Source organism: Streptomyces sp. NPDC005774 (assembly GCF_042871645.1).
Classification (GTDB): Bacteria; Actinomycetota; Actinomycetes; order Streptomycetales; family Streptomycetaceae; genus Streptomyces; species Streptomyces pratens.
In genome coordinates this window covers 1-24,862 of record NZ_JBIAIV010000038.1, presented here as the reverse complement: position 1 = coordinate 24,862, position 24,862 = coordinate 1, and the positions used below count along the sequence as shown (strand labels likewise).

Below are 24,862 nucleotides of genomic sequence, written 5' to 3'. Positions count from 1 at the left end.
CACCCTCCGAAAGGGCAGCGGTCGGCGTGAAGTTGCGGCAAGAAATTCCGGAAGGACGGCCGGCCGGTCCGTCCGGGTCAGCCGAGCAGGCCCCGCCCGCGCACCCTCGTCGTCCCCCTTCTCGTGGGCGCGCGGCCACTCCTCGACGCACCACCGGGTGATCCGGTGGGCCTTCCACCGGCCCGTGCCGACACTCCGCAGTTGAGCCCGAGGACTTCGCAGGCCGCTTCTCCCCCGGGCGTCAGGGGCAGGTCCTCGCCCACCGCGAGCACCAGATGAAGATGATCGGACGGGCCCTCGCTCCGGATCGAGCACGTGTCCGATCTCGGTGGCCCGGACCGGCGCAGCTTCTAGGATCCGCGCATGGCGACAAGACTCGTGCAGATCAACATGAAGGCCCAGGACGACTCCGTGCTCGGCCGGTTCTGGGCGGAGGCACTCGGTTGGGGTGTCGACAGTGAGGCACCCGGTGTGACCAACCTCGAACCCGTGGGCTTCGCCTGTCCCGACCCCGTGGCAGTCTGTGTCGACATCGTCGCCCGCCCGGAACCCAAAACGGTGAAGAACCGGGTGCACCTCGATCTGGCCACCACCTCGACCGCCCATCAGGCGGAGTTGGTCGCGCGCCTGAAGGACCTCGGGGCGACGCTCGCCGACGTGGGTCAGGGCGACGTCCCCTGGACGGTCCTGGCCGACCCGGAGGGCAACGAGTTCTGCCTCCTCACCCCTCGCTGACCTCGAGCGACGGCTCCGGCCGTTTGCGGGTCAGCGGCGAAGACCGTGTGGCGTCGGCGAACGCCGCCGGAGACGGGGATGGTGTCTCCGGTGATTCAGCGCGCGACATCGTGTGGCCGCCGGAGGCGTATCGGCCCCCTGTCCCGCCGGTCTCGTCGAAGAGTCGGGTGGTGCTGCCACAGTCCGTCACGTCAACGAAAAGAAGGTGACACGGTGTCAACCGCATTGATGGGCATGCTGATGCTCATCAGCCTGGCCACTGGGGCGGCGGGCATCGTGACCGTTGTCCTGATGCTGGACAACCCGCCTCTGTCCATGTCCAGGCTCTGTGCCGTTCTCGTTCTGGTGTTCAGTTCCTCGGCAGCAGCCGTGTACTGCTACGGCTGGTTCTCCGTCGCCATGGGAGGGCCGTTTCCCGGGGTGTGCGAAGACCGGAACGCCTCCGGTGCCGAGTGGGCAGGTATCGAGCAGGAGCAGTGGCCTCTTCGCAGCGCCTGCGTCTACTCCGACGGCACGACGGTGGAGCACGTCTCCATGTTGATCAACGTTCTCGTCTGTGTGCCGGCAGGTCTTGCCGTCGTCCTGGCCTGTGCCGGCGCAGTCCTGCGCAGGAGGGCCCGACCGCCTTCTGAAGCGATCTCATGCCCCTCGGACACGCACACGCGCAGGGAATCTCCGCGGTCCCGACGCTACGGGGCCGGAGACGGATGCCTTGCGGAAAAGCGTGAGCAGTCGGCGGGCATGTGTCATATACGCGCTCAAACGAGCGCCATCAGGACAATGGGGGCCGAAGTGCTCACGGTTTCGGGACGGTGTGTCCTCCCCGGGCCGCAGGCGGGCGTCCAGGCATCACACACGGCGAGGCCCCCGTGGCGGCATCGGTCACGACGTCTTTGTCGCCGCTGCCCAGCCATCAGGCCGTCATGACCCGGCGACATCGAGCGGTCGGGGACTGCGGTCTTCTTTCCCTCCCCAACTCCTCGGCCGAGGCGTCATCTCATGTGGTGGGGCCCGGCATGAGGGCTCGTTCGCCTACTTCACGACGCTCGCAACGAACGTGTGGATCTCGGCGGTGAGGTTGCGCATGTCCTCGCCTGCCGCGTGCACTGTGGTGGTCTCGAACTGCCATTCCTCAGAGGGTGCCCGGTCACGGATGCCCCAGGTCAGTTGGACGTGGCCGCCAGGTCGGTGCTCCGCTGAGAGGGTCAGGTCGTAGCAGAGGGAGTGCCAGGTGCGTACTCCTTCCCAACCCCGGAAGTCTTCGGCAAGTGAGGCGAGGAAGGCGTCGAGGCCGTCGCCGTCCCAGGTCTCCACCGAGGTCTCGACACTTCCCCACGGCCCGCAGGCCCTGACGAGGAAGTCGAGCGTCGGTTCGTCCTCGAATGGCCGGGTCGGCTCCGAGAGCAGTAGACGGGCGGACCCGGGGCCTCCCACCCGGACTACAGGGCGGCCGGAATCGTCGTAGTCGATCACGCGATCACGTTAGCCCCGCCTACGGAGAAAGACTTCTGAATGTCCTCGTATGCCGCCACGCCCGCGGTCATCGCGAGCTGGATCGTGACCTTACCGCCGCCCGTCATTCTTGTAAGTCAAAGCGGAGCAAGCTCACCTGGCAGAAAGTCACCGACTTCGAGGGCTGCGGCGAAACAACGAGGTCGCGTCAGGGTAAGGACCCGTATCAGTGCGCGCCGGCCCGTATGCCGTCGATGAACGCCGCCCAGGCAGAGGCGCCGAAACGCAGGGTCATGCCGGTGGGGTTCTTGCTGTCGCGGACGGGGACGGTGCCGGGGATGTTGTCGGCGAGTTCCAGGCAGTCGCCACCACCGCCGTCGCTGTACGTGCTCTTGCGCCACACTGCGGCGGTCAGGTCGGGTCGGGTACCGCGCATGTCTCATACTCCTTCATGGCCCGCCGGATCAGGGCCACGGATGCCTCTGGCGGCAGGGCTCGGGCATGGACGAGATCGTAACGATGGGAGTGCCGGGTCACCATGGCCCGGTCTTCCACCAACTCACCCGAGTGCCCCGCCTCCAGGTAGGCCACGTCCGGCGCGTTGTCGAATGACAGGAGGGTGAGCGAGCCGCCCATGGCGGAGTGGGCCCCCGCGACGAAGGGCATCACCTGCACCTCGATGTGCGGGGTGCGGGCGGCTTCCAGCACGGAGGCCAACTGCTCCCGCATGACGGTCGGGCCTCCCACCGGGCGCCGGATCACCGACTCGTCGAGCACCACCCACAACAGCGGCGGTTGCGGCTTCCGGAGCAGACTCTGTCGGCTCAGCCGCGCCGCCACCTTCTCCTCGATCTCCTCCCCCGTGCACCACGGCTGCCCATGGCGCAGTACCTCACGCGCGTAGGCCTCGGTCTGGAGCAGACCCGGAACGCTGTGCGCCGTGTACTTGTGCATGGCGTTCGCCCTGGCCTCGTACGCCACGAACTTCCGTGCCCAGTCCGGGATCGGCGTCCGTTTGATGTGGGTCCACAGGTCGACCAGGTCGCCGTCGGCCTCCAGGATCTCGTCCAGCCTGGTGTTGACGTCCTCGGGCGGTGTCTCCTTGCCCAGTTCGAACTGGGCGATACGGCTGTGGGCGACGGGGATCAGGTCGCCGAGCCCGCGTTGCGTGAACCCGGCGCGGACGCGGAGCTTGCGCAGCTTCACGCCGTACAGCGCCGGCAGGGACGCGGACGGGTCGAGTTCCTTCGGCGCGGGCATCGCCTGTCCCCCGTTTTCGATCCGGTGCGACGAAAACCGTCACCCCTGGTGAGCGTAGCGTCACGCACCGATGATCGTGGGGAGAGTCGGGATCATCACGAAGGAAGGGCACCGCACTCATGGCACCACAGGAACGTACGAGGCGCGCAGCTGCGATCCAGGACGCCGACGAGGCCAGGAACGAACTCTCCCTGGCGCTGGACGACGCAGGCGTGCTCCTGCCCTCGTTGGGGCTGGACACGGTCTCGCTGGCCAGTGGCTACCTGCCGCCGCTGGTGGATCTCGGGCGCTGCAATCCGGGCACGGCGCGCAAGTTGGCGGAGGCGTTGCGGGAAGGTCGTCGCACCGCCGGGCTGAGCGCCAGGGTGCGTGAGGTGAACCGGCGGAGCGGGCAGCGGACTTGACGGCACACTCCGTGCATGGCGAGGGCCCGCCGTTCCCCGGAAGGGAGCGGCGGGCCCTGTGGCGGACGAGGCGTCAGGCCCGCGTCCACCACACCGTCGTGTCCGCCGGCACCTTCGCCTCGTCGCCGGTTTCGGCCACCTCACCGTTGGTGAGCAGCACCCGGCCGTAGGACGGCATGGTCACCGCCCGACCCGTCGTGTTCGCGACGCACACGAACTCGCCGCGCCGGAAGGCGAGGACGCCTTCGGGGGCCCGCAGCCACTCCACCGCCTCGCCCGCGCCCAGGTCGGCCTGCTCACGGCGCACGGCGAGCGCGGCCCGGTACAGCTCCAGGGTCGAGCCGGCCGTTCCGGTCTGCGCCTCGACGCTCAGCTCGCCCCAGTTCTCCGGCTGCGGCAGCCAGCTGCCGCCGCCCCCGAAGCCGTACGAGGAACCGGTGCGGGTCCACGGGATCGGTACCCGGCATCCGTCGCGGAAGCCGTCCTGGCCCGCGCCCCGGAAGTACGCCGGGTCCTGGCGCACCTCGTCGGGGAGGTCCACGACGTCCGGGAGGCCCAGTTCCTCGCCCTGGTAGACGTAGGCCGAGCCGGGCAGCGCCAGCATCAGCAGCGTCGCCGCGCGGGCCCGGCGCAGACCGAGTTCGCGGTCCCCGGCCTCCCGGATCTGGGTGCCGAGGCCCGCCGGGTTGCCGAAGCGGGTGGCGTGCCGGGTGACGTCGTGGTTGGACAGCACCCAGGTCGCGGGGGCGCCGACCGGGCGCATGGAGTCCAGCGTGCGGTCGATGACCACGCGCAGTTCCTCGGCGTCCCAGTGGGTGCCCAGGTACTGGAAGTTGAACGCCTGGTGCAGCTCGTCCGGGCGGACGTAGTTGGCGGTGCGCTCCACGGTCGGCGTCCACGCCTCGGCGACGAAGATCCGCTCACCCGCGTACTCGTCGAGGACGAGCCGCCACTGCCGGTAGATGTCGTGCACGCCGTCCTGGTCGAAGAACGGCATGACATCGTTGCCCAGCAGCTTCAGCTGCTCGTGGTCCCCCAGGTCGGGCAGGCCCTCGGCCTTCACCATGCCGTGCGCGACGTCGATGCGGAAGCCGTCCACGCCCATGTCGAGCCAGAACCGCAGGATGGAGCGGAACTCGTCGCCGACGGCCGGGTGCTCCCAGTTGAAGTCGGGCTGCTCGGGTGCGAACAGGTGCAGGTACCAGTCACCCGGGGTGCCGTCGGGTTCGGTGACCCGGGTCCAGGCGGGGCCACCGAAGATCGACTCCCAGTCGTTGGGCGGGAGTTCGCCGTTCTTACCCTTGCCGGGGCGGAAGTGGTAGCGGTCGCGCGAGGGCGAGCCGGGGCCCTCGGCGAGCGCCCGCTTGAACCACTCGTGCTGGTCGGAGGAGTGGTTGGGCACGATGTCGACGATGATCCGCAGGCCCAGTCCGTGGGCGTCCCGGATCAGCGCGTCCGCGTCGAGCAGGGTGCCGAACATGGGGTCGACGGCACGGTAGTCGGCGACGTCGTAGCCGGCGTCGGCCTGCGGGGAGGCGTAGAAGGGGCTGAGCCACACGGCGTCCACCCCGAGGTCGCGCAGGTACGGCAGGCGGGAGCGGATGCCCTCCAGGTCGCCCATGCCGTCGCCGTTGCTGTCGGCGAAGCTGCGCGGATACACCTGGTAGATCACCGCGTCCCGCCACCAGTCGTGGCTCCTGGTGACGGTGGCTACGGCAGCGTCGGTCGTCGGAGTGGGGGCCGGGGCGGCGGCGTGCTGCTGGCTCATGTCGTCCTTGAATACGTGGGGTCGGTCAGGGAGGCGAGTGGGGCCGAGGAGGCGGGAAGCGGGAGACGAGGCGGCCGCGGTGCCGGCGGGGTCGGATGTTTGTGCACCGCGACCGCCTCCCCGCGCGCGGTGAGGCGCGCGGGAGTCGTGCGGAGGGCGTCAGCCCTTCGTGCCGCCCGCGGTGAGGCCGGCCACCAGGTTCTTCTGCACGAGGTAGAAGAACGCGGAGACGGGTATCGCGATCAGGACCGCCGTGGCGGCCATGAGGTGGCGCTGGGAGTCGTGCTCGCTGACGAAGCTCTGCAGACCGACGGCGAGCGTGTACTTCTCGTCGTCGAGCATGAACGTCGTGGCGAAGGCGACCTCGCCGAACGCGGTGATGAAGCTGTAGAAGGCGGCGACCGCCAGGCCCGGCTTGGCGAGCGGCAGGATCAGCCGCACGAACGTGCCGAACGGGGACAGCCCGTCGACCCGGCCCGCTTCGTCGATCTCGAACGGAATGGTGTCGAAATAGCCCTTCATCAGCCACGCGCAGTACGGCACCGCGGTCGAGCAGTAGACGAGAATGAGGCCGAAGTAGGTGTCGATCAGCTGAAGGTCGGACAGGATCTGGTACATCGGGACCATCAGGACGGCCACCGGGAACATCTGGGTGACCAGCAGGACCCACATGAACTTCTTGTACCCGGGGAACCGCATCCGGGACACCGCGTACCCGGTGGTGGCGGCGACCAGGACGCCGATGACGGTCGTGCCGAGCGAGACGATCAGCGAACTCTTCAGCCAGTCGAAGAAGTTCGTTTCCTGCAGCACGAACGCGTAGTTGTCCAGCGTCATCTTGCCCCAGATGCCGCCGGGGCGCAGATAGTCGTCCTTGTCCGGGCCGAGGGACAGGAAGACCAGCCAGGCGACCGGGAACAGCGCGACGACGCTCGCCACGATCAGGATGCCGTGCGAGCCGAGGGCGCCGCCGCGGCTGATCTCACCGCGCCGCCGCGTCCCGGGCCGGCGGGGCGTGGTCCTCCCGGCCGGCTTGCCCGTCACCACGGCCGGCGGTGGGGTGTCGAGGGTGCTCATGGGGGCTCCTGCCTCAGATCGCGAGCTGCTGCTCATTGCGGTTCAGCCAGCGGCGGTAGAAGGAGGTGAAGACGATCAGGACGGCCAGCAGCAGCATGCCGTAGGCCGCGGACTGCGCGAAGTCGCGCGGCTGCTGCCCGAAGCCCAGGTAGTAGGCCCAGGTGACGAGGATCTGCGCGTCCGGCGCGGTGTTGCCGAACAGCAGGAAGATGACGGCGAACTGGTTGAAGGTCCAGATGATGCCGAGCAGCACGACGGTGGAGCTGACCGAGCGCAGGCTCGGCAGGGTGACGTGGCGGAACCGCTGCCAGGCGCTGGCGCCGTCCATCTCGGCCGCCTCGTACAGCGTCCCGTCGATCGACTGGAGGCCGCCGAGCAGGGAGACCATCATGAACGGCACACCGCACCAGGTGTTGACCATGATCGCGGCGAACCGCTGCCAGAAGGTGTCCTCGAGCCACAGCGGTGTCGGCAGGCCCAGGGACTCCAGGCCCGAGTTGATGATGCCGCTGTCGGCGAGCATGAACCGCCAGCCGAAGACGGTGACGAAGGTCGGCACGGCCCACGGCAGGATCAGGATCAGCCGGTAGAAGGTGCGGCCGCGCAGCTTCTGGTTGAGCAGCAGGGCCAGGCCCAGGCCGATGGTGTAGTGCAGGCCGACACAGGCCGCCGTCCAGACGATCGTCCAGATGAAGTGCGACCAGAAGCGGTCGTACGACGTCTCGCCCCAGAGGATGTCGGCGTAGTTGTCCAGGCCGATGAACTTGTACGTGGCCTCGATCTCGTTGACGCCGATGGTGCGGGCCGAGTTGAGGCTGTTGGCGTCGGTGAGGGTGAGGTAGAAGCCGTACGCCAGGGGATACAGCACGAGGACGCCGAGCACGACGACCACGGGCACGATCATGGCGAAGGCGTACCAGTGCTTCTGGTAGGCCCGCTTCAGGCGGCCGGCCCGGCCGGCGCGGGGCGGGCGGTCACCGCTGCGCTTGCCGGTCGCGCGGTCGATGGCGACTGTCATGGTTCGGCACCTTCTGGATGATCAAGGGGTTCGGCACACAGGCCGGTGGCCGCCGGATCCTCCCCTCCTGGCACAGGATCCGGCGGCAACGCGGGCTTACTTGCTGAAGTCCGGCACCAGCTTGGCGATGGCGGTCTCGGCGTCGTTCAGACCCTTGTCCAGGGACTCCTTGCCGCCCGCGATCTGGGGCAGTTCGTCGTCGAGCGGACCCCACAGCGAGCTGTACTCGGGCAGGGCCGGGCGCGGCTGGGCGGCCTCGAGGACCGTCTGGTAGCCGGCGATGCCCGGGTCGGCCTTGACCTTGTCGGTGTAGGCGTCGTCACGCGTGGGCAGCGTGGAGTTCTTCAGGGCGATGGTCTCCTGGGCCTTGGCCGAGGTCATGAAGTTGACGAACTTCAGCGCGGCCTCCTGCTTCGCCGCGTCGGAGCCGGCGTAGACGGAGAGGTTGTGGCCGCCGGTCGGAGCGCCCGCCGTGCCCGCGGAGCCGGCCGGGACGGTGGCGATGCCCAGGTTGTTCTTGTCCTTGAAGGCCGAGCCCTTGTAGAAGTTGGTGATCTCCCACGGGCCCTGGATGATCGCGGCGACCTTGCCGTTGACGAACGCGTCCTGGATGTGGGCGTAGGCGTCGGCGGTGGTGTCGGCCTTCTTCAGGCCCTTGCCGTCGAAGAGGTCCAGCCAGGTGCCGTAGGCCTTCTTGGCCTCGGGCGACTTGACGGTGATCTTCTTGGCGTCGGCGTCGACCGTGTCGGTGCCCTCGCCGTAGAGGAAGGACTGGGCGTAGTAGGCCTGGGTGGAGCCCCAGTAGCCGTCGACGCCGGTCTTGCCCTTGATGGTGGCGGCGGCCTTCTTCAGGTCGTCCCAGGTCTTGGGGGCCTCGACGCCGGCCTTCTCGAAGAGTTCCTTGTTGTAGACCAGCGCGAGCGTGTCCGTGACGAACGGGACGCCGTAGACCTTGTCCTCGTACGTCGCCTGCTCGATCAGGTTGGACTTGAACTTCGCCTGGTCCTTCAGCGCCTCGGTGCCGTCCAGCGGCAGGAAGAAGCCCTTCTTGGCGAAGGCGGGGGTCCAGCCGACCTCGGAGCGCAGCACGTCGGGCGCGCCCTTGGAACCGGCGGCGGTGTCGAACTTGTTCTGCGCCTGGTCGAAGGGGACGTTGACGTACTTGACCTTGACGTCCTTGTTGGCGGCCTCGAACTCCTTGACCAGGGCCTGGTACGTCGGCGCCTCGTTGGTCGCGTTGGAGGTGTCCCACCAGGTGATGCTGACCGGGCCGTCGGCCGAGTCGCCGCTGTCGCTGTCTCCGCCGCAGGCCGTCGCCGTGAGGGCGAGGGACGCCACCAACGCGGTGGCCGCTATGCCACGCCGCATGAGTTCTCCTTGAGGGTGAAAGCCCGTGTAGTGCAGGGACGGCCCCGTCTGCCGTCCTGCCGACTTGCCGACCGCGCCGATGGGGCCGCCGGGCGACGTGAACGTAACAGCGATGCAACCGATCCGAAAGACCTTGCTGAAAAATTTTGCAAGAAAGTCCTGCGGTTACCCCGCCGTGACCTCTCCTCGACCCCCTCCCCGTGGCACCCCGATCGCCGTGTCACCGCCGATTTTCCGGCGTCAGGACAGGAGTTCGGACAGCTGTGCAAGACTCTGCAAGTACTTGCCATCCGTTTCCGTCGGGGGAATCATCCGTTGCGGGACGGAACGCCGAGCACGACCGGCCGACCACGACATGAGGGACCCGCGATGACCCAGCAGCCCGCGACGGGCCGTTCGACCGCACGCGCCAGGCGTCCGGCCGGTGTGCAAGGACGGGGGCGGCCGATAGGGTCCGGTGCTGTGACCACACGTCTTGCCGACATCGCCGCTCAGGCCGGGGTGAGCGAGGCGACCGTCAGCCGCGTGCTCAACGGCAAGCCGGGCGTCGCCGCCACCACCCGCCAGTCCGTCCTCGCCGCCCTCGACGTCCTGGGCTACGAACGTCCCGTGCGGTTGCGGCAGCGCAGCGAGGGCCTGGTGGGACTGATCACTCCCGAGCTGGAGAACCCGATCTTCCCGGCGCTGGCCCAGGTCATCGGGCAGGCGCTGACCCGCCAGGGCTACACGCCGGTGCTGGCCACCCAGACCCCGGGCGGGTCGACGGAGGACGAGCTGACGGAGATGCTGGTCGACCGCGGGGTGGCCGGCATCATCTACGTCTCCGGACTGCACGCGGACACCACGGCCGACATGCAGCGCTACGACCGACTGCGCGCCCGGGGGGTGCCGTTCGTGCTGGTCGACGGCTTCTCGCCGAAGGTGCAGGCGCCGTTCATCTCGCCCGACGACCGGGCGGCGATGGCGCTGGCGGTCACGCATCTCGCCTCCCTCGGCCACACCCGGATCGGACTGGCGCTGGGACCGAAGCGGTTCGTGCCGGTGCAGCGCAAGATCGAGGGCTTCGTCCGCGCCGTGCAGGAGCAGCTGGGGCTGGCCGCCGAGACCGTGGAGACGGAGCTGGTCCAGCACTCCCTGTACACCCTGGAGGGCGGCCAGGCCGCCGCCAGCGCGCTCATGGACCGCGGGTGCACGGCGGTGGTGTGCGCCAGCGACATGATGGCGCTGGGCGCGATACGGGCGGCCCGGCAGCGCGGTCTCGAGGTGCCGACGGACATCTCGGTGGTCGGCTTCGACGACTCCCCGCTGATCGCCTTCACCGACCCGCCGCTGACCACGGTCCGCAAGCCGGTCCCGGCGATGGGCCAGGCCGCGGTGCGCACCCTGCTGGAGGAGATCGGCGGGACACCCGCCCCGCACAGCGAGTTCGTGTTCATGCCGGAACTGGTGGTCCGGGGCTCGACGGCTTCGGCACCCGGGGACCGCAACCGCTCCCGGTGACCTGAGCCGGGACGCGGCGCGGCGCCGGCCCACTGCCGGTGCACGGGGTTCTCGGCGTCACGGGTTCTCGGCGTCACGGGTTCTCGGCGTCAGGCGGGCCGATCGCCCCAGTCGAGGCGGAGCACGGCCAGGTCGTCGGAGTGGCGGCCGGCGTTCAGCGTCTGGGTCTCCTTGATGAGGAGGTCGACGTGGTCCGCCGGGTCCGCCGACGGCAGGTTCCCGATCAGCGCGAGCAGCCCTTCGACGCCGAGCCGCTCACCCTTCGTCCCGTTGTGTCCTTCGATGAGACCGTCGGTGTAGACGGTCAGGGCTCCGGTGGCCGGGAGCGGAACGACCGTGGAGGGCCAGCTGCACTCTCCGGGGACGATGCCCAGGGCGATGCCGTGTTCGGCGCTCACTTCACGGGTCCCCTCGGCCGTGGTGAGCAGGGGCTCGTGGTGGCCCGCCAGGTGCAGGACGACCGTGCCGGAGCGCTGGTCGAGAGTGAGCAGGGTGCAGGTCGCGAACAGTTGCCGGCCGTCGCGTTCGGCGATCAGGATGCGTTCCATCAGGTGCAGCAGGTCGTCTCCGCGGTGCCCGCCGAGCACCAGGGAGCGCCAGGCGATCCGCAGACAGACACCGAGCGCCGCGGCGTCGGGGCCGTGGCCGCTGACGTCGCCCACGACGGCGTGCAGCAGCCCGTCGTCCCCCTCCACCACGTCGAGGAAGTCCCCGCCGAGCAGGGCCATCGCGGCACCGGGCAGGTAGCGGGACGTCACCCTCACCGTGGAGGTGTCGAGCATCGGCTGGGGCAGCAGACTGCGTTCCAGGCGGGCGTTCTCCTCCGCGCGCAGCCGGGTGGCCTGCGCCTGGGCGCTCGCGCGTTCCGTCCGGCTCCGGTAGACGGCGTAGCGCAGCGTCCTTCGCAGCAGGTCCGCTTCGACCTTGCCCTTGACGAGGTAGTCCTGCGCTCCGGCGGCCATGGCCTCGGTGCCCGCCCGGTCCTCGGACAGCCCGGTCAGGACGATCACCGCGGTGTGCGGGGCCAGCCCGCGCACGGCCGTGACCGCGTCGACGCCCGCCACGTCGGGCAGGTGCAGGTCGAGGAGGATGCAGTCGATCGGGCTGCCGGCCAGTTCGGCGCGCGCCTCGGCCAGGGTGGTCCGGGTGGTCAGCGCGAACCGCATCCCCGTGTCGTGGAGGAGTTCCTCCACGAGCAGGGCGTCGCCCGGGTCGTCCTCGATCAGCAGGATGCGGTACACCGGCCCCTCGGAGGATGCTTCCGGCACGACCGTCATGACCTCGGTCATCGCGCCGGCTCCGCGTCGGCGCGGATGGCTTCCGGCACGGTGGACGGACCGGGGCTCTCCGGCGGCCGGGGGGCGAGGGTGAAGGTGATACGTGCGCCGTCGTGGTATTCCGGGTCGACCCCGATGGTGCCCCCGTGGAACTCGACGATCTTCTTGCACATCGCGAGGCCGATTCCGCTCCCGGTGTAGGTGTCCTTGGTGTGCAGCCGCTGGAAGATCACGAACACCTTGTCGGCGTACTCCGGTGCGATGCCGATGCCGTTGTCGGTGACGGTGAACCGCCACAGTTCGCCTTCCCGGGCCGCAGTGACGTGGATCTTCGGCGTTTCGCCCGGGCGGCGGAACTTGACGGCGTTGCTTATCAGGTTCTGCCAGAGCATGCCCAGCTGGGTGGGGTCGGCGACCAGGGTCGGCAGCGGATCGTGGGTGATCTCCGCTCCGGCCTCCTCGATGCCGACGCTCAGCTCGGACAGGGTCCTTTCCAGCACCTTGTCCAGGTCGACGCTCTGGTGGGCGTTGTGCAGCCGCCCGACCCGGGAGAAGTCGAGCAGGTCGTTGATGAGGGTCTGCATGCGGTTCGCCCCGTCGACCGCGAAGTCGATGTACTGGTCGGCCCGGCTGTCGAGCTGCCCTCCGTAGCGCCGCTGGAGGAGCTGGGTGAAGCTGGAGACCTTGCGCAGCGGCTCCTGCAGATCGTGGGAGGCCACGTACGCGAACTGCTCCAGCTCGGCGTTGGAACGCTGGAGGTCCGCGGCCTGCGCGTCCAGCCGCAGCCGGGTGTCCTCGCTGAGGGCCAGTTCCTGTACGAGACGCTGTCGCATGAAGTCGATCTCACGGCTGAGGCGCCGCAGGTCGGCGGGACCGGTCAGGGCGATGGGATGCCCGAAGTCGCCGCCGGTGACGGCGCGGGCGTCCGCGCCGAGCCGCTCCAGCGGCGTGTTGATGCCGCGGCGCAGTCCTTCGAAGATCAAGACCGTGAGGACGACGATGAGCACCGCGATGGCGCTGAACACCCAGTTCCTCAGGACCATCGTGTCCATCAGGTCGTCCCTGGCCCGCTCGCGGTCCGCGCGCAGTTGTTCCTGCTGGCCGCTCAGGGCGGTACGTACGTCGTCGAAGGCCGCCTTGCCCTCCTCCGCCCGCTGGGTGGCCATCGGCGAGGGTGAGCCGGCGGGTGCGGCGGCGACGGGCCGGGCGATCCTCTCCTGCCACTTCACCACGGTGTCCTGCACGGCCTTCAGGTCGTCCAGTCCCGCGCGGTCGCCCTCGAGCAGCCCGGTGAGTTCCGCAAAACTCGCTTCCTGCTCGGCGAGCCCCTGCTCGTAGGGGGTGATGAACTCCGGCAGGCCGGTGAGCCCGTAGCCGTGGATTCCGGTCTCCTGGTTGAGCACGGCCGCTTCCAGGCGGATCGCGACGGTCAGCGCGGGGGACCGTACGTCCACGAGCTCGTCGCTGATCGTCTGGGTCCGCCCCAGGACCCATGCGCCCGCTGTCCCGAGCAGGACCAGAACCACGAGGGACACGGCCACCCCCACGCGAAGCCACCGCCTGGTCGTCCACGTGGAAAACCCTCGTATGCGCGATTTCCTCTCGTCGGCGGTCATCCTGTGGGCTCCTCGTTGCGGCAATCACCTTGAAAGTTGGGCCAGCACACCTTAAAGGGCGACAACCCTTGTTGTCGCGGAGCTGCTCCGGGACCTAGAGTTTCGGACATGCCTGGCAAGGACTTCGTATCGTGGATCACCCCGCAGGAGACCGCCTCCCTCACGGACGCGGCAGTCGGTGATCTCGCGCAGCGCCTCGCCCGCCGGCTTCTGGGAGCGCCTTCGCACCCGGCACCGGACGACCAGGCACAGGCCCTGGCTCTGCTCCGCGTGCTGGATCACCTCAAGCAGGCCGCTGAACGGCTCCAGCAGGAGACGGCCGTGGCGGCCGCCCGCGCGGGTGCCGGCTATCCGCAGATCGGTGCCGCCTGCGGTATGACACGGCAAGGTGCCCGGCGCCGCTGGCCGGGGCTTTTCCACCATTCCACCGAGAAACCCACGGAGCATCCGACCATGACCACCCCCGCCCGCCCCTTCGACGTCCTGCTCGTCGAAGACGACATCGCCGACGCCATGCTCATCGAGGAAGCCCTCTCCGAACGCGGAGCCCGCAACCTCGTCCAGGTCACCGACGGAGTCGCCGCGCTGGAACACCTGCGGGCCCCGGACACCCCGCGGCCCGACCTCATCGTCCTCGACCTGAACATGCCCCGGATGAACGGCCGCGATCTGCTCAAGGTCCTGAAGAACGACGACGATCTGCAGACGATCCCCGTGGTCGTCCTGACCACGTCCACCGCTCCGGACGACGTCACCGGCGCGTACAGCAGTCACGCCAACGCCTACGTGACCAAGCCCGTGAACCTGGAGGAGTTCGAGCAGGCCGTCCAGAGCATCGACTCCTTCTACCTGGACACCGCCACCCGGCCCCGTCTCTGAACCGCCCGGAATCCCACGCTTCTCCGGGTCACCGTGTCGTCCACAGGTCGCAGGCGGGGAGTCCTCGCGTCCTGCTCCAGGAGGAGGCGGCGGGCCCCTTCCCGAGGAGAACATGCGGGTCGGCCGCCCCTGGGAGAGGATCTCTCCCAGGGGCTTTTCTGGCAGACTCTGTACCCATGGGCGAAACGACGGTGACCACGCTGGAAGGTCGGCACCAGGCCGCAGCGCGCCCCGTCGAGGACCGGACGGGGCAGGGTCTCCTGCGCCGTCTGCGCGCCCCCCGCCGGCCGCGGTTGTGGTTCGAGATCCTGCTGATCGCGGTGAGTTACTGGACGTACTCGCTCGTCCGCAACGCCGTGCCGGAGCAGAAGTCCGAGGCGCTGCGCAACGCGGACTGGCTCTGGGACCTGGAGCGGCAGCTCGGTCTCGCCTTCGAGCAGTCGGTCAACCACGCCGTGAACTCGGTGACCTGGCTCGTCGTCGGCATGAACTATTACTACGCCACACTGCACTTCGTGGTCACACTGGGTGTCCTGGTGTGGCTCTACCGCAGTCACCCCGGCCGTTACGCGGCGACCAGACTGGTGCTGTTCTCGACCACCGCCGTCGCCCTGGCCGGTTACTACCTGTTTCCGCTCGCCCCGCCGCGCCTGATGAACGGCGGCGCCTTCATCGACACCGTGATGGTCCACGAGACCTGGGGTTCGATGGCCTCCGGTGACCTGAAGAACATGTCCAACCAGTACGCCGCGATGCCGTCGATGCACATCGGCTGGTCGGTGTGGTGCGGGCTGACCATCTTCGCGCTGGCGACGATCCCATGGGCGAAGGTCCTGGGCCTGCTGTACCCGGCGGGCACGCTGGTGGTCATCGTCGCCACCGCCAACCACTTCTGGCTGGACGCGGTGGGCGGCGTGCTCTGCCTCGCCTTCGGCTACGCGCTGGCGACCCTCTGGTACGGGAGCAGGCCGTACGCGCTGCCGCGCGAGGCGTCCGACGGCGGGGCCGGCTGGGGCGGGGGCGGCTGGAGCGGGGCCTTCTCGGGCAGAGGTTTCCCGGGGAAGGGTCTCCCGGGCAGGCGCGGCACGGACAGGGCCGTCGCAGGTTCGGACGGTGAGGGCGCGGGCCGTGCGAACCCGGGCGTCGTGAACCCGCGCGCCCCGGACGACTCCCCCGGCCCTCGCACGGCCGACGGCGCCCCCACCGCGAGCACCTCCGCCCGCGCGCCGGACACCCCGCGCCACTGAGGCGTCCGTCCCCTCGGGGAAACACCCCGGCACCGGGGAAGCGCCTCCTCGTCGGGGAGGCGTCCCGTGCCTCTGCGGCGCCCCGCGCGCTCCGGTGACCGCGCCCACCGCCTTGTTGCCGGGTGCCTGCCTGCGCCGGGTGCCCACGGCCCGCTCCTACGACCCGCCGTAGAACAGCTCTTCCATCACGCCCCGTGCCCTGCGGGCCGTGCGCCGGTACACGTCGAGCATGTCGCCGACGTGGCCCGCACCGTAGCCGAGGTAGCGGCCGACCGCGGCCAGGTCGCGAGGGTCCCCGGGGAAGGTGTCCCCGGCCCTGCCCCGCACCAGCATGACCGCGTTGCGTACGCCGGTGGCCAGCACCCAGGCCTCGTCGAGGACGCCCGCGTCGTCCGCGGAGATCAGCCCGGCCGCATGGGCGGCCGCCAGCGCCTCACGGGTACGGGTGGTGCGCAGCCCCGGCTCGTGCGCGGCGTGCCGCAGCTGGATCAGCTGGACGGTCCACTCCACGTCGGACAGACCGCCGGGACCGAGCTTGACGTGCAGCTTGGGATCGGTGCCGCGCGGCAGCCGCTCGGACTCCATGCGGGCCTTCAGACGCCGGATCTCGCGCACGTCGTCCTCGCCTAGCCCGGCGGGCGGGTAGCGCAGCGGGTCGATCAGGTCGACGAAGCGGCGGCCGAGGTCCTCGTCGCCGGCGACGGGCTCGGCGCGCAGCAGCGCGTGCCGCTCCCACACCAACGACCAGCGCCGGTAGTACGCCTCGTACGACCCCAGGGTGCGCACCAGCGGCCCGGACCGGCCCTCCGGGCGCAGGTCGGCGTCGATGAGCAGGGGCGGGTCGGCGCTGGGGGCCTGGAGGAGGCGGCGCATCTCGGCGACGACCTTGCCGGCCGCGTCGGCCGCCTCCCGCTCGTCCACGCCCTCGCGCGGCTCGTGGACGAACAGGACGTCCGCGTCGGATCCGTAGCCCAGCTCGTGGCCGCCGAAGCGGCCCATCCCTATGATCGCGAAGCGGGCGGGCAGACTGTCCCCCCAGCCCTCCCGGACGACCGCGCGCAGCGTGCCGGCGAGGGTGGCGGCGGTCAGGTCGGACACCGCGCCGCCGACCAGGTCCACCAGGGCACCCTGGTCGGCCTCGGCGGGCTGGGACTCGGTGCCGTAGGAGCCGATGATGTCGGTGGCGGCGGTGCGGAACATTTCGCGGCGGCGGATCCCGCGGGCGGCGTCGACGGCCTGGGCGGCGCCGTCGGCGCGGCGGACGGCGGCGAGGATCTCCTGTTCCAGGAGGGCGCGGGAGCGCGGCCTGAGGCCGCCGGCCTCTCCGTCGCCGAGCAGGGCCACCGCCTCGGGGGCGCGCAGCAGCAGGCCGGGGGCGAGCCGCCCGGCGGACAGGACGCGGGCGAGGTTCTCCGCGGCGGCGCCCTCGTCGCGCAGCAGCCGCAGGTACCAGGGGGTCTTGCCGAGCGCGTCGGAGACCTTGCGGAAGTTGAGCAGGCCGGCGTCCGGGTCGGCGGATTCGGCGAACCAGCCGAGCAGCACCGGCAGCAGGGTCCGCTGGATGGCCGCCTTGCGGGTCACGCCGGACGCCAGCGCCTCCAGGTGGCGCAGGGCGGCGGCCGGGTCGGCGTAGCCGAGGGCGACCAGCCGTTCGCGGGCCGCCGCGGCACTGAGCCGGGCCTCGCCGGGGGCGAGCTGGGCGACCGCGTCGAGCAGCGGCCGGTAGAACAGTTTCTCGTGCAGCCGCCGCACGACGGAGGCGTGCCGCCGCCACACGCGGGTCAGGCTCGTCACCGGGTCGGTGCGCAGGCCCAGGGAGCGGCCGATGCGGCGCAGGTCGGCGTCGTCCTCCGGAACCAGGTGGGTGCGGCGCAGCCTGAAGAGCTGGATGCGGTGCTCCAGGGAGCGCAGGAAGCGGTAGGCGTCGTCGAGCTTGGCGGCGTCCGCGCGGCCGACGTAGCCGCCGGCGGCGAGGGCACCCAGCGCGTCGAGGGTGGTGCCACTGCGCAGGGAGGCGTCGGCGCGGCCGTGCACCAGCTGGAGCAGCTGCACGGCGAACTCGACGTCGCGCAGTCCGCCGGGGCCGAGCTTGAGCTGGCGGTCGACCTCCGCGGTAGGGATGTTGTCGATCACCCGGCGGCGCATCTTCTGCACGTCGGCGACGAAGTTCTCCCGCTCGGCGACCTGCCACACCAGCGGCCGCAGGGCGGCGACGTACTCCTCGCCGAGGGCGAGGTCGCCGGCCACCGGACGGGCCTTGAGCAGCGCCTGGAACTCCCAGGTCTTGGCCCAGCGCTGGTAGTAGGCGCGGTGCGAGGCGAGGGAGCGGACGAGCGGGCCGTTGCGGCCCTCGGGCCGCAGGTTGGCGTCGACGGGCCAGATGGTGCCCTCGACCGTGTTCGCGGAACAGATCCGCATCATGTGCGCGGCCAGCCGGGTGGCGGCGCGCAGGGCCTTGTCCTCGTCGGCGCCGTTCACCGCCTCGCCGACGAAGATGACGTCGACGTCCGACACGTAGTTCAGCTCGTGCCCACCGCACTTGCCCATCGCGACCACCGCGAGCCGGCACAGGGCGGCGTCCTCGGGCGCGTCGGCCTCGGCGAGCGCGAGGGCGGCGCGCAGGGTGGCGGTGGCGAGGTCGGCGAGTTCGGCGGCGGTCTCGGACACCTCGGTGGTGCCGCAGACGTCGCGGGCGGCGATGGACAGCAGACAGCGCCGGTAGGCGACGCGCAGCGACACGGGGTCGGTGGCTTCGGCGAGGCCCTGCTCGAACTCGGTCACGCCGGGGTGCAGGTCCCGCGCCTCGTACGTGACGAGCGCCTGCCAGTCGTCGACGTGCCGGGCGAGATGGTCGGCCAGGCCCTCGGAGGCGCCGAGCACCCCGAGCAGCCGGTCACGCAGCGGCTTGGCGGCGATCAGGGTGTCCAGCAGCTCCTGCCGGCCGGCGGCGCCGGTCTGCGCCTCCAGCAGCCGGGCCAGCCCCAGCAGCGCGAGGTCGGGGTCGGCGGTACCGCCGAGCGCCTCGAGCAGCACCGGGTCGTCGCGCACCGCGACCAGCTCGGGGCCGTCCAGCAGCCGCTCGGCGGCCGACGGGTCGGTGAAACCGTGCCGCAGCAGCCGCGTGAAGGTACTGCTCCTGCGCCCCGGCACCGACGTCATCCCCGGTCTCCCTCGCTCCTCGGCCCGCGTCGGGCTCCCATCGGGCGCACATCGGGCTCGCCACGAACTCGTCCAGGCGACGAGCCTATCCGCCCCACCCCGCCCCGGCCCCGGGACGGCCGTGCGCGATGAGTTCCGGAGACGGGCGGACGGGGCCGAATCCTCCGGGCACGCTGTCGTGTTTTCGGTGGCGCCGCGCACCGTTTTCGGCTTCGGTGAGGGAGAGCCGTTCAGCCGGACCGGACGGCGGTTCACGTGACACCGAAAGCCCGCACCGACCGGACCCACCGCACTGACCGCGCCGACTCCGCCGGAGGAACCCCGATGAACATGGCCATGACCCTCGAAGTGCTTCCGCTGCCCGTCAGCGACATCGACCGGGCCAGGGACTTCTACCGGGACAAGGTCGGCTTCCACGTCGACATCGACCAGGAGGTCATGCCGGGCATGCGCGTCGTCCAGCTGACGCCCCCGGGCTCCGGCTGTTCGATCGCGCTGGGCGACAGCATCTGGGAGATGTCGGGCGACACCCGCCCGGCCCCGGGCTCGTACCAGGGCCTGCAGCTCTGCGTCGCCGACATCAAGGCGGCCCACGCCGAACTCACCGCCCGCGGCCTGGAGATCTCCGAGCCGGTCGTGTACGCCCCGGACGACGGCGCCACCTTCATGTACTTCAAGGACCCGGACGGCAACGGCTGGGCCGTCCAGGAGTACCGCCGCCGCGCCACCGAACCCCTCCACCAGCTCCTGACGAACCAGGCCACCGAGGCGGGCAGCCCGGACCACCCGTAGGTGTACCGCTCACCGCTCCCCTCTTCCCCTCACCCACCGTCACCGCCGTACCTACCGTGAGACGCCTCACGGTAGGCGCGGTACATGCCCTCCAGCGCGGGCGTCGGTTCGTCGCTGCCGAGGCCGGTCTCGCCCTGCGGACGCGGCTCAAGCTGCCGAGTCGCGTCCATCCGGTAGCGCTTCCTCCGGCTGATGGCGTCCGTACGGGGTGAAGGTGAAAGCCGACGTGTCACGATCCAGGTCGATGGTCAGTGACGCGTCCAGAGCCTTGGCCAGACGGGTGAGCAGCGGCAGAGTCGGTACGGAGTCCCCGCCCTCGATGTTGGAGATCTGCGGCTGGGTCATCTCCGCCCGCCGCGCCAGCTCGGCCTGCGACAGGCCGAGCGCGGTACGCCGGTCGTGGACAGCCTGGCCGAGGGCGAAGGCGTACCCGGCTTCGATATAGGCGGCGGACTCCTCGACCGTCTCCCCCAGAAGCTTCCTGGTCCGGCGGGTCTTCCACTCGGAGTGGTTCATGGGTTCCCTTCCTCCGTCCGGTCGTAGCCGTGCTCGGCAGGGCCGTGACCGGCCTCGCACACCTTCTGCACCTGCTGGGCACGCTCGACCTCGCCACTCTCGCGTTGCCTGGCCTTGCGGAACACCGTCAGCAGCACAATGCGCCGGTCGGAAGCGAGCCAGTACGTGATGCGGACGGCGGCGGCCCGCCACTGTACGGAGCAACCGCCCTTCTTCACCCTCACGCTCGCCGCCTTCACGGCCCTGAGTACGGTCTCACCGACCCCTGGATCACTCGTAGGTGTACCGCTCCCTTCTGCCCCTCACCCACCGTCATCGCCACACCTACCGTGAGAGACCTCGCAACGCGGTACGTACGACGGAGGGGTGCGGATGTCGGTGGACGGTGAGGCGGTACAGGTCAGGGACGAGGCGGACGAGCCGGGCTGGGAGGTCGACCCTGACGACGAGTGGGGGACGGCCGTCATCACCACGGTGGGCCGTCAGTTGAAGCTGCGGCGGGAGTCCGTGGGCATGCGGGTCGCCGACTTCGCGGCGGCGATGGGATACGGGGACGACCTCGCCTACAAGATCGAGGCCGGCAACCGGATCCCCCGCCCCGAGTACCTGGAGAAGGCCGACGAGATCCTGGGCGCGGGCGGACTGCTCGCCGCGATGTCGGAGGACGTGGCGAAGGTCCGGTACCCGAAGAAGGTACGGAACTTGGCGAAGCTGGAGTCCCAGGCGGTGGAGCTGCTGTCGTACGGCAGCCACAACCTTCACGGAGTCCTGCAGACCGAGGAGTACGCCCGCTCGCTCCTGAGTACGCGGCGGCCGACGCTCTCGGAGGACGAGTTGGAGAGGGCGGTCGCCGCGCGTACGGCTCGCACCGCCGTCTTCGAGCGGAGCCCCGCACCGGAGCTGAGCTTCGTGCAGGAAGAGGTGACTCTCCGACGGCCGATCGGAGGCATCATGGTGCTGCGCAGGCAACTCGAACACCTCCTGGAGCTGGCACAGTTGCGACACGTGTCGATTCAGGTGATGCCGACGTCCCACGGGGACCACCCGGGAACCGGAGGACGGATCCAGGTGCTCAAGTTCCACGACGGCACAGCGGTTGGACGGGCCGACGACGAGTTCGGCAGCCGCCCTGTCACCGACCCTCGGCAACTGAGGATTCTGGAGCTGCGCTATGGCATCATCCGAGCCGAGGCGCTGACCGGACGAGAGTCGTCGGCTTTCATCGAACAAGTGCTGGGGGAGACATGAACCGCAAGGGATCGGTCGCAGCCGACGTCGAACCGACCTGGTTCAAGAGCAGCTACAGCGACAGCAGCAACCCGAGCGACTGCGTCGAGGTCGCTATATCCCCCGGCGTCGGTACCGTCCTCGTCCGGGACAGCAAGAACACCCAGGGGCCTCGGCTCACCCTCGCCCCGGCCGCTTGGGCGGACTTCCTGGGGATGGCAGGGTTCGCGAGCCGGGGGTGACCGCCAGAGCGGACACCCCCTCCGCAGCGGAGCGTTACAGCACCGGCAGGTTCTCCTCGGGCAGACCCGTCCGGGTCTCCTTCCTGGGCCGCTTGAGGAGAGGAAGCGCCGTCACCACAGCAGTCACGCCAAGAGCCGCTGCCTCGGCAAGCAGGCCATGCCGACGTTCAAGGGCCGGCGTCTGCTGCGGAGGCCCCACTGCCTCCGCAAGGCCGGTCTCCGCCCAGGGTCCGTTGCATGATCAGTTCTGTCCGGGTTCATCCGGCGAGGCCGAGGGCAGCCAGGGGTCTGCGGCAGTCGCGGGCGGCGTGACGTAGCGCGGCGGCGATGTTGGTGTGGCCGTCCTGGCGGTGGATGCCGATGGCGAGATTGCGCAGGCCGGCCATGACGCGCGGGAGCCGGCCGATATGGATCTTGGAGTCGTCCTCGCGGAAGGTGCGGTCCCGGACGTGGTGCAGAAGATTTTCGATCTTCCAGTGTCCTCTGATCCAAGCGGCGAGCTGAGCGCCGCTCACGGCTCCCGGCGGCAGGCTGGTGATCAGGTAGACGCGCTCGATGGTGAGCTTGCCGCTGGTGAAGTCCTTGCGCCAGCGCACGACCTGGAGGGCCTGGCGGGCGTCGGGATAGTCGAGGTGCGCGAAGGAGGCGGTCTTCAGGCGCCGGATCTCCTTGCGGTGGTGGGCGCGGGTGCGCTCGTAATGGTCGAGGGTGATCTCGCGCCAGGGCAGGCGGCGGACGCGGTCGAACAGGCCGGGGTGGTTGGCCTTGACCTGGGCGATGTAGTGGGCGCCGCGGGTACGGAGGTAGGTGCCGTGGGCGTGCTGGGTGTGCAGGGCATCGGCGGTGATCACGCTGTCGGTGAGATCGATGTTGTCCAACAGGGGCTGGAAGGCGGGGATCTCGTTGCTCTTGTCGGCGATCTGACACTGGGCGAGAACGCTGCCGCTGTGGTCCATCGCGGCGAGCAGGGTGACGTGCGTGGCCGTGGCGGTGCGCGAGCCGCGCAGGGCCTTGCCGTCGACGGCGATCGCCCGCAGCCCGGGCTCGGCCGGGGTGGCCCGGGCGGCGAGGAAGGCGCCGATCGCCCGGTCCAGGGCGTCGCCGTCGAGCTGGACCAGGAGACGGCGCAGGGTGTGGGGATGCGGGACCGACACGGTGCCGGTCAGCCGGTCGACGGGGAAACCGAGGGCCCGGCAGGCCCAGGCCGGGGCATCCGTGACCCATTCCGTGATCGCGGTCAGTGAGCGGGCGCCGGCCAGGACGCTCGCCGCGGCCGCTGCGAGCAGGGCGGACAGCAGGTAGCGGCGGCCGCGAAGACCTCGCGGGTCGGGCATCGTCTCCAGGAACTGCGACAGACACAGTGCGTCCGTCAACGGGGCCGGTGCAGTGGCCTGAGCCAGTTGATCCAGCGCGGAGGGCATGAGGGAAGATGGAGGAGCAGGCACGGACTCACCAAGTGTTCATGGGACTTCGACACTCACATGATCACCGAGACCGTGCCTGCGCTGCGTTCACCCTCCGCCCGGACCGGGGCGCCCCACCCCAACTGCGAACCAACCCGACGTTCCAGACAGAACCGATCATGCAACGGACCCTGGGTCTCCGCCGCATCCGCTTCCACGGCCTTCGCCACCCGATGGTCACCCTCCTCGTGGAGCAGGGCGTCGAACTCGTCGTGTTCAAGGGACTCCTTGGCCACGCCCACATCGGGGCTACCGCCACCGTCTACGCCCACGTCCGCCTCCGCCTCCGCCTCCGCCTCCAGCGAAACGTCATCGAGGCCCTCGACATCGGGCTCGACGGCATAACGAACGCCAAGAACAGCCGAGTTGACGGCGACGGTCCACCTCCGCTCACCCCCCTTGCCCGTTGACGTTGCCGTCAAGTACTGCCGTCACCCCACGCAGAAGCCCCGCCAGAAAAAATCTGACGAGGCTTCTTTTTTGCTAACGCTATCGGCACTTCTTGGACCTCAATAGCGCTCAGGGCGCGCACTAACCCAACATTTGATCTTCGTCGAACCCGAGCTCATCTTCGATCCCCAGTTCGACAGCTGCATACCAGCGGACAACGTCAGGCCACGACTGGACTGTCATCTGGCGAATGTACTCGAAGGCTTCCGGCGTGCCAATTCCCCCCAGAGAGGAGATAACTTTCTGGCATAGCCAGTACGCCGGAGCATCCTCGTTCACCGAACCTTCCGCTACCCGAAACAAGCAGGTGACCGCGCCCACTTCCCGGATCTCACCCAGGATCTCCACGAGATCCTCTTTGTTGAATCCCACGAGATCTGAATCAAGGATCTCTTGAAGGGCCCCGCCAAGGCCCGGCACCCGCAAGAGGGCGGCCAAGTTGGCAAACTTGTCAACCCTTGCCCAGTTTCCCATGTGAGCGGCTTCACGGATCCAGGAGGCAATGAATTGAGTGACCTCAGGATACTTGGCCGCAATGAACCTGGCATTCCGCCCCGTGCCGTCTGCGAGTGTTTCCACCAGATCAGCCTGAGATCTCTCCTCCCCGGGGAATGTCACCAGTCCTCCACTCTTCCGAATCCGACGATTCTCGAATTGAACACTCCAACCGATCCGGGCCTGAGGCCGTACGTGTCATATCCACGCTCCGACTTCAGGTGCACGGCATTGACATCCTGGCCGATTTCGCACGGGAGAAGCATCCGCGGAGGCGGATTGTGGAAGCGATCTTCTACGTGGTGCGGACCGGGTGCGCATGGCAGCAGCCGCCGAAGCACTTCGCGCCGTGGCCGACGGTGTACTGATACTTCGCGTGGTGGCAGGACGACGGGACCGTCGAGCGCATCCATGACGTCCTGCGTGGCCAGGTCCGCCGGGCCGATAGCCGCAACGTCGAACCGACAGCGGGGTTGACCGACCCATAGTCCGTCCGCACCGCTGACACAGTCCCCGCCGCGACCAGGGGCTTCGATGCGGGTAAGGAGGTCAAGGGCTGTAAGAGGTTCATCGTCACCGACACTCTTGGCCTACTCCTGGCCGTCCACGTTGTCGCCGCAAACATTCAGGACCGCGATGGGCGCTCGGCGCCCATTGCTGTGGACCAGGCTCGACCACCCAAGTGTGCGCAAGATCTGGGCCAGCCAGGGTTTCGCCGGCCGCCTGGTCGACTGGGCCGCTCAGATCCTCGGCCTCAAGCTGGAGATCGTCCGCAAAGAACCCGGTCAGCGAGGCTTCCAGGTCCAGCCCAAGAGGTGGGCCGTCGAGATCTGTCAAGCACAGTGCACTCATGGAGTCTGTTGCTCTGCCGCCTCGGCGGTCTCGGTCCAGATGCGGCGGCTGTACCAGCCAGGCGG

Annotated in this window: 22 protein-coding genes and 5 pseudogenes; 13 read left to right on the top strand and 14 right to left on the bottom strand. The window is 69.5% G+C overall.

Annotated features, from left to right (window positions below):
* Positions 1 to 363 precede the first annotated feature (363 nt).
* Positions 364 to 732: pseudogene (locus ACFYQA_RS27970) on the top strand (VOC family protein); the annotation flags it as partial.
* A 1,035-nt stretch (positions 733 to 1,767) separates the two neighbouring features.
* On the opposite strand, the gene ACFYQA_RS27965 reads toward ACFYQA_RS27970, so the two are convergent.
* The 3 genes from ACFYQA_RS27965 to ACFYQA_RS27955 form a co-directional block, all read right to left on the bottom strand.
* Positions 1,768 to 2,208, bottom strand: a complete 441-nt coding sequence (locus ACFYQA_RS27965) for a DUF6228 family protein (RefSeq protein ID WP_388923387.1) — start codon at positions 2,206 to 2,208, stop codon at positions 1,768 to 1,770.
* A 205-nt stretch (positions 2,209 to 2,413) separates the two neighbouring features.
* The gene (locus ACFYQA_RS27960) at positions 2,414 to 2,623 is read right to left on the bottom strand and encodes a DUF397 domain-containing protein (RefSeq protein WP_388923384.1); all 210 of its coding nucleotides are present in this window, start codon (positions 2,621 to 2,623) and stop codon (positions 2,414 to 2,416) included.
* Positions 2,599 to 3,447, bottom strand: a complete 849-nt coding sequence (locus ACFYQA_RS27955) for a Scr1 family TA system antitoxin-like transcriptional regulator (protein ID WP_388923381.1) — start codon at positions 3,445 to 3,447, stop codon at positions 2,599 to 2,601. The genes ACFYQA_RS27960 and ACFYQA_RS27955 overlap by 25 nt, the downstream gene beginning before the upstream one ends.
* 119 nt (positions 3,448 to 3,566) lie before the next feature.
* Between ACFYQA_RS27955 and ACFYQA_RS27950 the strand changes: the two genes are divergently transcribed.
* The gene (locus ACFYQA_RS27950) at positions 3,567 to 3,851 is read left to right on the top strand and encodes a hypothetical protein (protein WP_388923378.1); all 285 of its coding nucleotides are present in this window, start codon (positions 3,567 to 3,569) and stop codon (positions 3,849 to 3,851) included.
* Positions 3,852 to 3,924: 73 nt separating this feature from the next.
* Here the strand turns inward: ACFYQA_RS27950 and ACFYQA_RS27945 are convergent, their stop codons facing one another.
* The 4 genes from ACFYQA_RS27945 to ACFYQA_RS27930 all read right to left on the bottom strand — a co-directional run bounded on the left by ACFYQA_RS27945 (position 3,925) and on the right by ACFYQA_RS27930 (position 9,082).
* A complete protein-coding gene (locus tag ACFYQA_RS27945; RefSeq protein ID WP_388923375.1) occupies positions 3,925 to 5,619 on the bottom strand; it encodes a glycoside hydrolase family 13 protein in 1,695 nt (564 codons plus the stop codon).
* A gap of 159 nt (positions 5,620 to 5,778) precedes the next feature.
* Complete coding sequence (locus ACFYQA_RS27940; RefSeq protein WP_388923372.1) at positions 5,779 to 6,696, bottom strand: sugar ABC transporter permease; 918 nt, start codon at positions 6,694 to 6,696, stop codon at positions 5,779 to 5,781.
* Between the two features lie 13 nt (positions 6,697 to 6,709).
* Complete coding sequence (locus ACFYQA_RS27935; protein WP_388923369.1) at positions 6,710 to 7,714, bottom strand: carbohydrate ABC transporter permease; 1,005 nt, start codon at positions 7,712 to 7,714, stop codon at positions 6,710 to 6,712.
* A 96-nt stretch (positions 7,715 to 7,810) separates the two neighbouring features.
* The gene (locus ACFYQA_RS27930) at positions 7,811 to 9,082 is read right to left on the bottom strand and encodes an extracellular solute-binding protein (protein ID WP_388923366.1); all 1,272 of its coding nucleotides are present in this window, start codon (positions 9,080 to 9,082) and stop codon (positions 7,811 to 7,813) included.
* A gap of 462 nt (positions 9,083 to 9,544) precedes the next feature.
* On the opposite strand from ACFYQA_RS27930, the gene ACFYQA_RS27925 reads away from it, so the two are divergent.
* A complete protein-coding gene (locus ACFYQA_RS27925; protein WP_386400962.1) occupies positions 9,545 to 10,582 on the top strand; it encodes a LacI family DNA-binding transcriptional regulator in 1,038 nt (345 codons plus the stop codon).
* An 89-nt stretch (positions 10,583 to 10,671) separates the two neighbouring features.
* On the opposite strand, the gene ACFYQA_RS27920 is transcribed toward ACFYQA_RS27925, so the two are convergent.
* Positions 10,672 to 11,871: a PP2C family protein-serine/threonine phosphatase gene (locus ACFYQA_RS27920; protein WP_388923361.1), complete on the bottom strand. Its 1,200-nt coding sequence runs from the start codon at positions 11,869 to 11,871 to the stop codon at positions 10,672 to 10,674.
* Entirely contained in the window at positions 11,868 to 13,475 is a 1,608-nt protein-coding gene (locus tag ACFYQA_RS27915) for an ATP-binding protein (RefSeq protein WP_388923358.1), read from the bottom strand. Before ACFYQA_RS27915 ends, ACFYQA_RS27920 begins: the two co-directional genes overlap by 4 nt.
* A gap of 108 nt (positions 13,476 to 13,583) precedes the next feature.
* Between ACFYQA_RS27915 and ACFYQA_RS27910 the strand changes: the two genes are divergently transcribed.
* Positions 13,584 to 14,354: a response regulator gene (locus ACFYQA_RS27910; RefSeq protein WP_388923355.1), complete on the top strand. Its 771-nt coding sequence runs from the start codon at positions 13,584 to 13,586 to the stop codon at positions 14,352 to 14,354.
* Between the two features lie 176 nt (positions 14,355 to 14,530).
* Positions 14,531 to 15,601, top strand: a complete 1,071-nt coding sequence (locus tag ACFYQA_RS27905; protein ID WP_388923352.1) for a phosphatase PAP2 family protein — start codon at positions 14,531 to 14,533, stop codon at positions 15,599 to 15,601.
* A gap of 156 nt (positions 15,602 to 15,757) precedes the next feature.
* Here ACFYQA_RS27905 and ACFYQA_RS27900 read toward each other — a convergent pair whose 3' ends face one another.
* A complete protein-coding gene (locus ACFYQA_RS27900; RefSeq protein ID WP_388923348.1) occupies positions 15,758 to 18,760 on the bottom strand; it encodes a bifunctional [glutamine synthetase] adenylyltransferase/[glutamine synthetase]-adenylyl-L-tyrosine phosphorylase in 3,003 nt (1,000 codons plus the stop codon).
* A 166-nt stretch (positions 18,761 to 18,926) separates the two neighbouring features.
* On the opposite strand from ACFYQA_RS27900, the pseudogene ACFYQA_RS27895 reads away from it, so the two are divergent.
* Both ACFYQA_RS27895 and ACFYQA_RS27890 read left to right on the top strand, forming a co-directional pair.
* Positions 18,927 to 19,019: pseudogene (locus tag ACFYQA_RS27895) on the top strand (pyridoxamine 5'-phosphate oxidase family protein); the annotation flags it as partial.
* Between the two features lie 71 nt (positions 19,020 to 19,090).
* On the top strand, positions 19,091 to 19,552 hold the full coding sequence (locus ACFYQA_RS27890; protein ID WP_388923496.1) for a VOC family protein: 462 nt from the start codon (positions 19,091 to 19,093) through the stop codon (positions 19,550 to 19,552).
* A gap of 147 nt (positions 19,553 to 19,699) precedes the next feature.
* On the opposite strand, the gene ACFYQA_RS27885 is transcribed toward ACFYQA_RS27890, so the two are convergent.
* Together ACFYQA_RS27885 and ACFYQA_RS27880 are read right to left on the bottom strand one after the other, a co-directional pair.
* Positions 19,700 to 20,068 (bottom strand): helix-turn-helix domain-containing protein, encoded by a 369-nt coding sequence (locus tag ACFYQA_RS27885; protein ID WP_388923345.1) that lies wholly within the window; start codon positions 20,066 to 20,068, stop codon positions 19,700 to 19,702.
* Positions 20,065 to 20,247 (bottom strand): annotated as a pseudogene (locus tag ACFYQA_RS27880) (type II toxin-antitoxin system RelE/ParE family toxin); the annotation flags it as partial. The gene ACFYQA_RS27885 and the pseudogene ACFYQA_RS27880, both read right to left, overlap by 4 nt.
* Before the next feature lie 193 nt (positions 20,248 to 20,440).
* On the opposite strand from ACFYQA_RS27880, the gene ACFYQA_RS27875 reads away from it, so the two are divergent.
* The gene (locus ACFYQA_RS27875; RefSeq protein ID WP_388923342.1) at positions 20,441 to 21,316 is read left to right on the top strand and encodes a helix-turn-helix domain-containing protein; all 876 of its coding nucleotides are present in this window, start codon (positions 20,441 to 20,443) and stop codon (positions 21,314 to 21,316) included.
* Positions 21,313 to 21,537, top strand: a complete 225-nt coding sequence (locus ACFYQA_RS27870; RefSeq protein ID WP_388923339.1) for a DUF397 domain-containing protein — start codon at positions 21,313 to 21,315, stop codon at positions 21,535 to 21,537. Before ACFYQA_RS27875 ends, ACFYQA_RS27870 begins: the two co-directional genes overlap by 4 nt.
* Positions 21,538 to 21,794: 257 nt before the next feature.
* Here ACFYQA_RS27870 and ACFYQA_RS27865 read toward each other — a convergent pair whose 3' ends face one another.
* Entirely contained in the window at positions 21,795 to 22,958 is a 1,164-nt protein-coding gene (locus ACFYQA_RS27865; RefSeq protein ID WP_388923336.1) for an ISAs1 family transposase, read from the bottom strand.
* A 161-nt stretch (positions 22,959 to 23,119) separates the two neighbouring features.
* Between ACFYQA_RS27865 and ACFYQA_RS27860 the strand changes: the two genes are divergently transcribed.
* A complete protein-coding gene (locus ACFYQA_RS27860; RefSeq protein ID WP_388923333.1) occupies positions 23,120 to 23,410 on the top strand; it encodes a tyrosine-type recombinase/integrase in 291 nt (96 codons plus the stop codon).
* 121 nt (positions 23,411 to 23,531) lie between these two features.
* Here the strand turns inward: ACFYQA_RS27860 and ACFYQA_RS27855 are convergent, their stop codons facing one another.
* Entirely contained in the window at positions 23,532 to 24,068 is a 537-nt protein-coding gene (locus ACFYQA_RS27855) for a hypothetical protein (protein WP_388923331.1), read from the bottom strand.
* Here ACFYQA_RS27855 and ACFYQA_RS27850 point away from each other — a divergent pair.
* From ACFYQA_RS27850 to ACFYQA_RS27840, 3 genes and pseudogenes are all read left to right on the top strand, one after another.
* Positions 24,062 to 24,313: a transposase gene (locus ACFYQA_RS27850; protein ID WP_388923328.1), complete on the top strand. Its 252-nt coding sequence runs from the start codon at positions 24,062 to 24,064 to the stop codon at positions 24,311 to 24,313. The two genes, ACFYQA_RS27855 and ACFYQA_RS27850, sit on opposite strands and share 7 nt — an antisense overlap.
* A gap of 135 nt (positions 24,314 to 24,448) precedes the next feature.
* Positions 24,449 to 24,574 (top strand): annotated as a pseudogene (locus tag ACFYQA_RS27845) (transposase); the annotation flags it as partial.
* Between the two features lie 55 nt (positions 24,575 to 24,629).
* A pseudogene (locus ACFYQA_RS27840) lies at positions 24,630 to 24,862 on the top strand (hypothetical protein); the annotation flags it as partial.

Coding starts and splice junctions, on each gene's coding strand:
- ACFYQA_RS27885 (WP_388923345.1), bottom strand. CDS start 20,068: ATGAACCACTCCGAGTGGAAGACCCGCCGGACCAGGAAGCTTCTGGGG.
- ACFYQA_RS27910 (WP_388923355.1), top strand. CDS start 13,584: ATGCCTGGCAAGGACTTCGTATCGTGGATCACCCCGCAGGAGACCGCC.
- ACFYQA_RS27935 (WP_388923369.1), bottom strand. CDS start 7,714: ATGACAGTCGCCATCGACCGCGCGACCGGCAAGCGCAGCGGTGACCGC.
- ACFYQA_RS27940 (WP_388923372.1), bottom strand. CDS start 6,696: ATGAGCACCCTCGACACCCCACCGCCGGCCGTGGTGACGGGCAAGCCG.
- ACFYQA_RS27920 (WP_388923361.1), bottom strand. CDS start 11,871: ATGACCGAGGTCATGACGGTCGTGCCGGAAGCATCCTCCGAGGGGCCG.
- ACFYQA_RS27915 (WP_388923358.1), bottom strand. CDS start 13,475: ATGACCGCCGACGAGAGGAAATCGCGCATACGAGGGTTTTCCACGTGG.
- ACFYQA_RS27960 (WP_388923384.1), bottom strand. CDS start 2,623: ATGCGCGGTACCCGACCCGACCTGACCGCCGCAGTGTGGCGCAAGAGC.
- ACFYQA_RS27930 (WP_388923366.1), bottom strand. CDS start 9,082: ATGCGGCGTGGCATAGCGGCCACCGCGTTGGTGGCGTCCCTCGCCCTC.
- ACFYQA_RS27865 (WP_388923336.1), bottom strand. CDS start 22,958: ATGCCCTCCGCGCTGGATCAACTGGCTCAGGCCACTGCACCGGCCCCG.
- ACFYQA_RS27900 (WP_388923348.1), bottom strand. CDS start 18,760: ATGACGTCGGTGCCGGGGCGCAGGAGCAGTACCTTCACGCGGCTGCTG.
- ACFYQA_RS27860 (WP_388923333.1), top strand. CDS start 23,120: ATGCAACGGACCCTGGGTCTCCGCCGCATCCGCTTCCACGGCCTTCGC.
- ACFYQA_RS27875 (WP_388923342.1), top strand. CDS start 20,441: ATGTCGGTGGACGGTGAGGCGGTACAGGTCAGGGACGAGGCGGACGAG.
- ACFYQA_RS27950 (WP_388923378.1), top strand. CDS start 3,567: ATGGCACCACAGGAACGTACGAGGCGCGCAGCTGCGATCCAGGACGCC.
- ACFYQA_RS27870 (WP_388923339.1), top strand. CDS start 21,313: ATGAACCGCAAGGGATCGGTCGCAGCCGACGTCGAACCGACCTGGTTC.
- ACFYQA_RS27905 (WP_388923352.1), top strand. CDS start 14,531: ATGGGCGAAACGACGGTGACCACGCTGGAAGGTCGGCACCAGGCCGCA.
- ACFYQA_RS27890 (WP_388923496.1), top strand. CDS start 19,091: ATGGCCATGACCCTCGAAGTGCTTCCGCTGCCCGTCAGCGACATCGAC.
- ACFYQA_RS27955 (WP_388923381.1), bottom strand. CDS start 3,447: ATGCCCGCGCCGAAGGAACTCGACCCGTCCGCGTCCCTGCCGGCGCTG.
- ACFYQA_RS27850 (WP_388923328.1), top strand. CDS start 24,062: ATGTCACCAGTCCTCCACTCTTCCGAATCCGACGATTCTCGAATTGAA.
- ACFYQA_RS27945 (WP_388923375.1), bottom strand. CDS start 5,619: ATGAGCCAGCAGCACGCCGCCGCCCCGGCCCCCACTCCGACGACCGAC.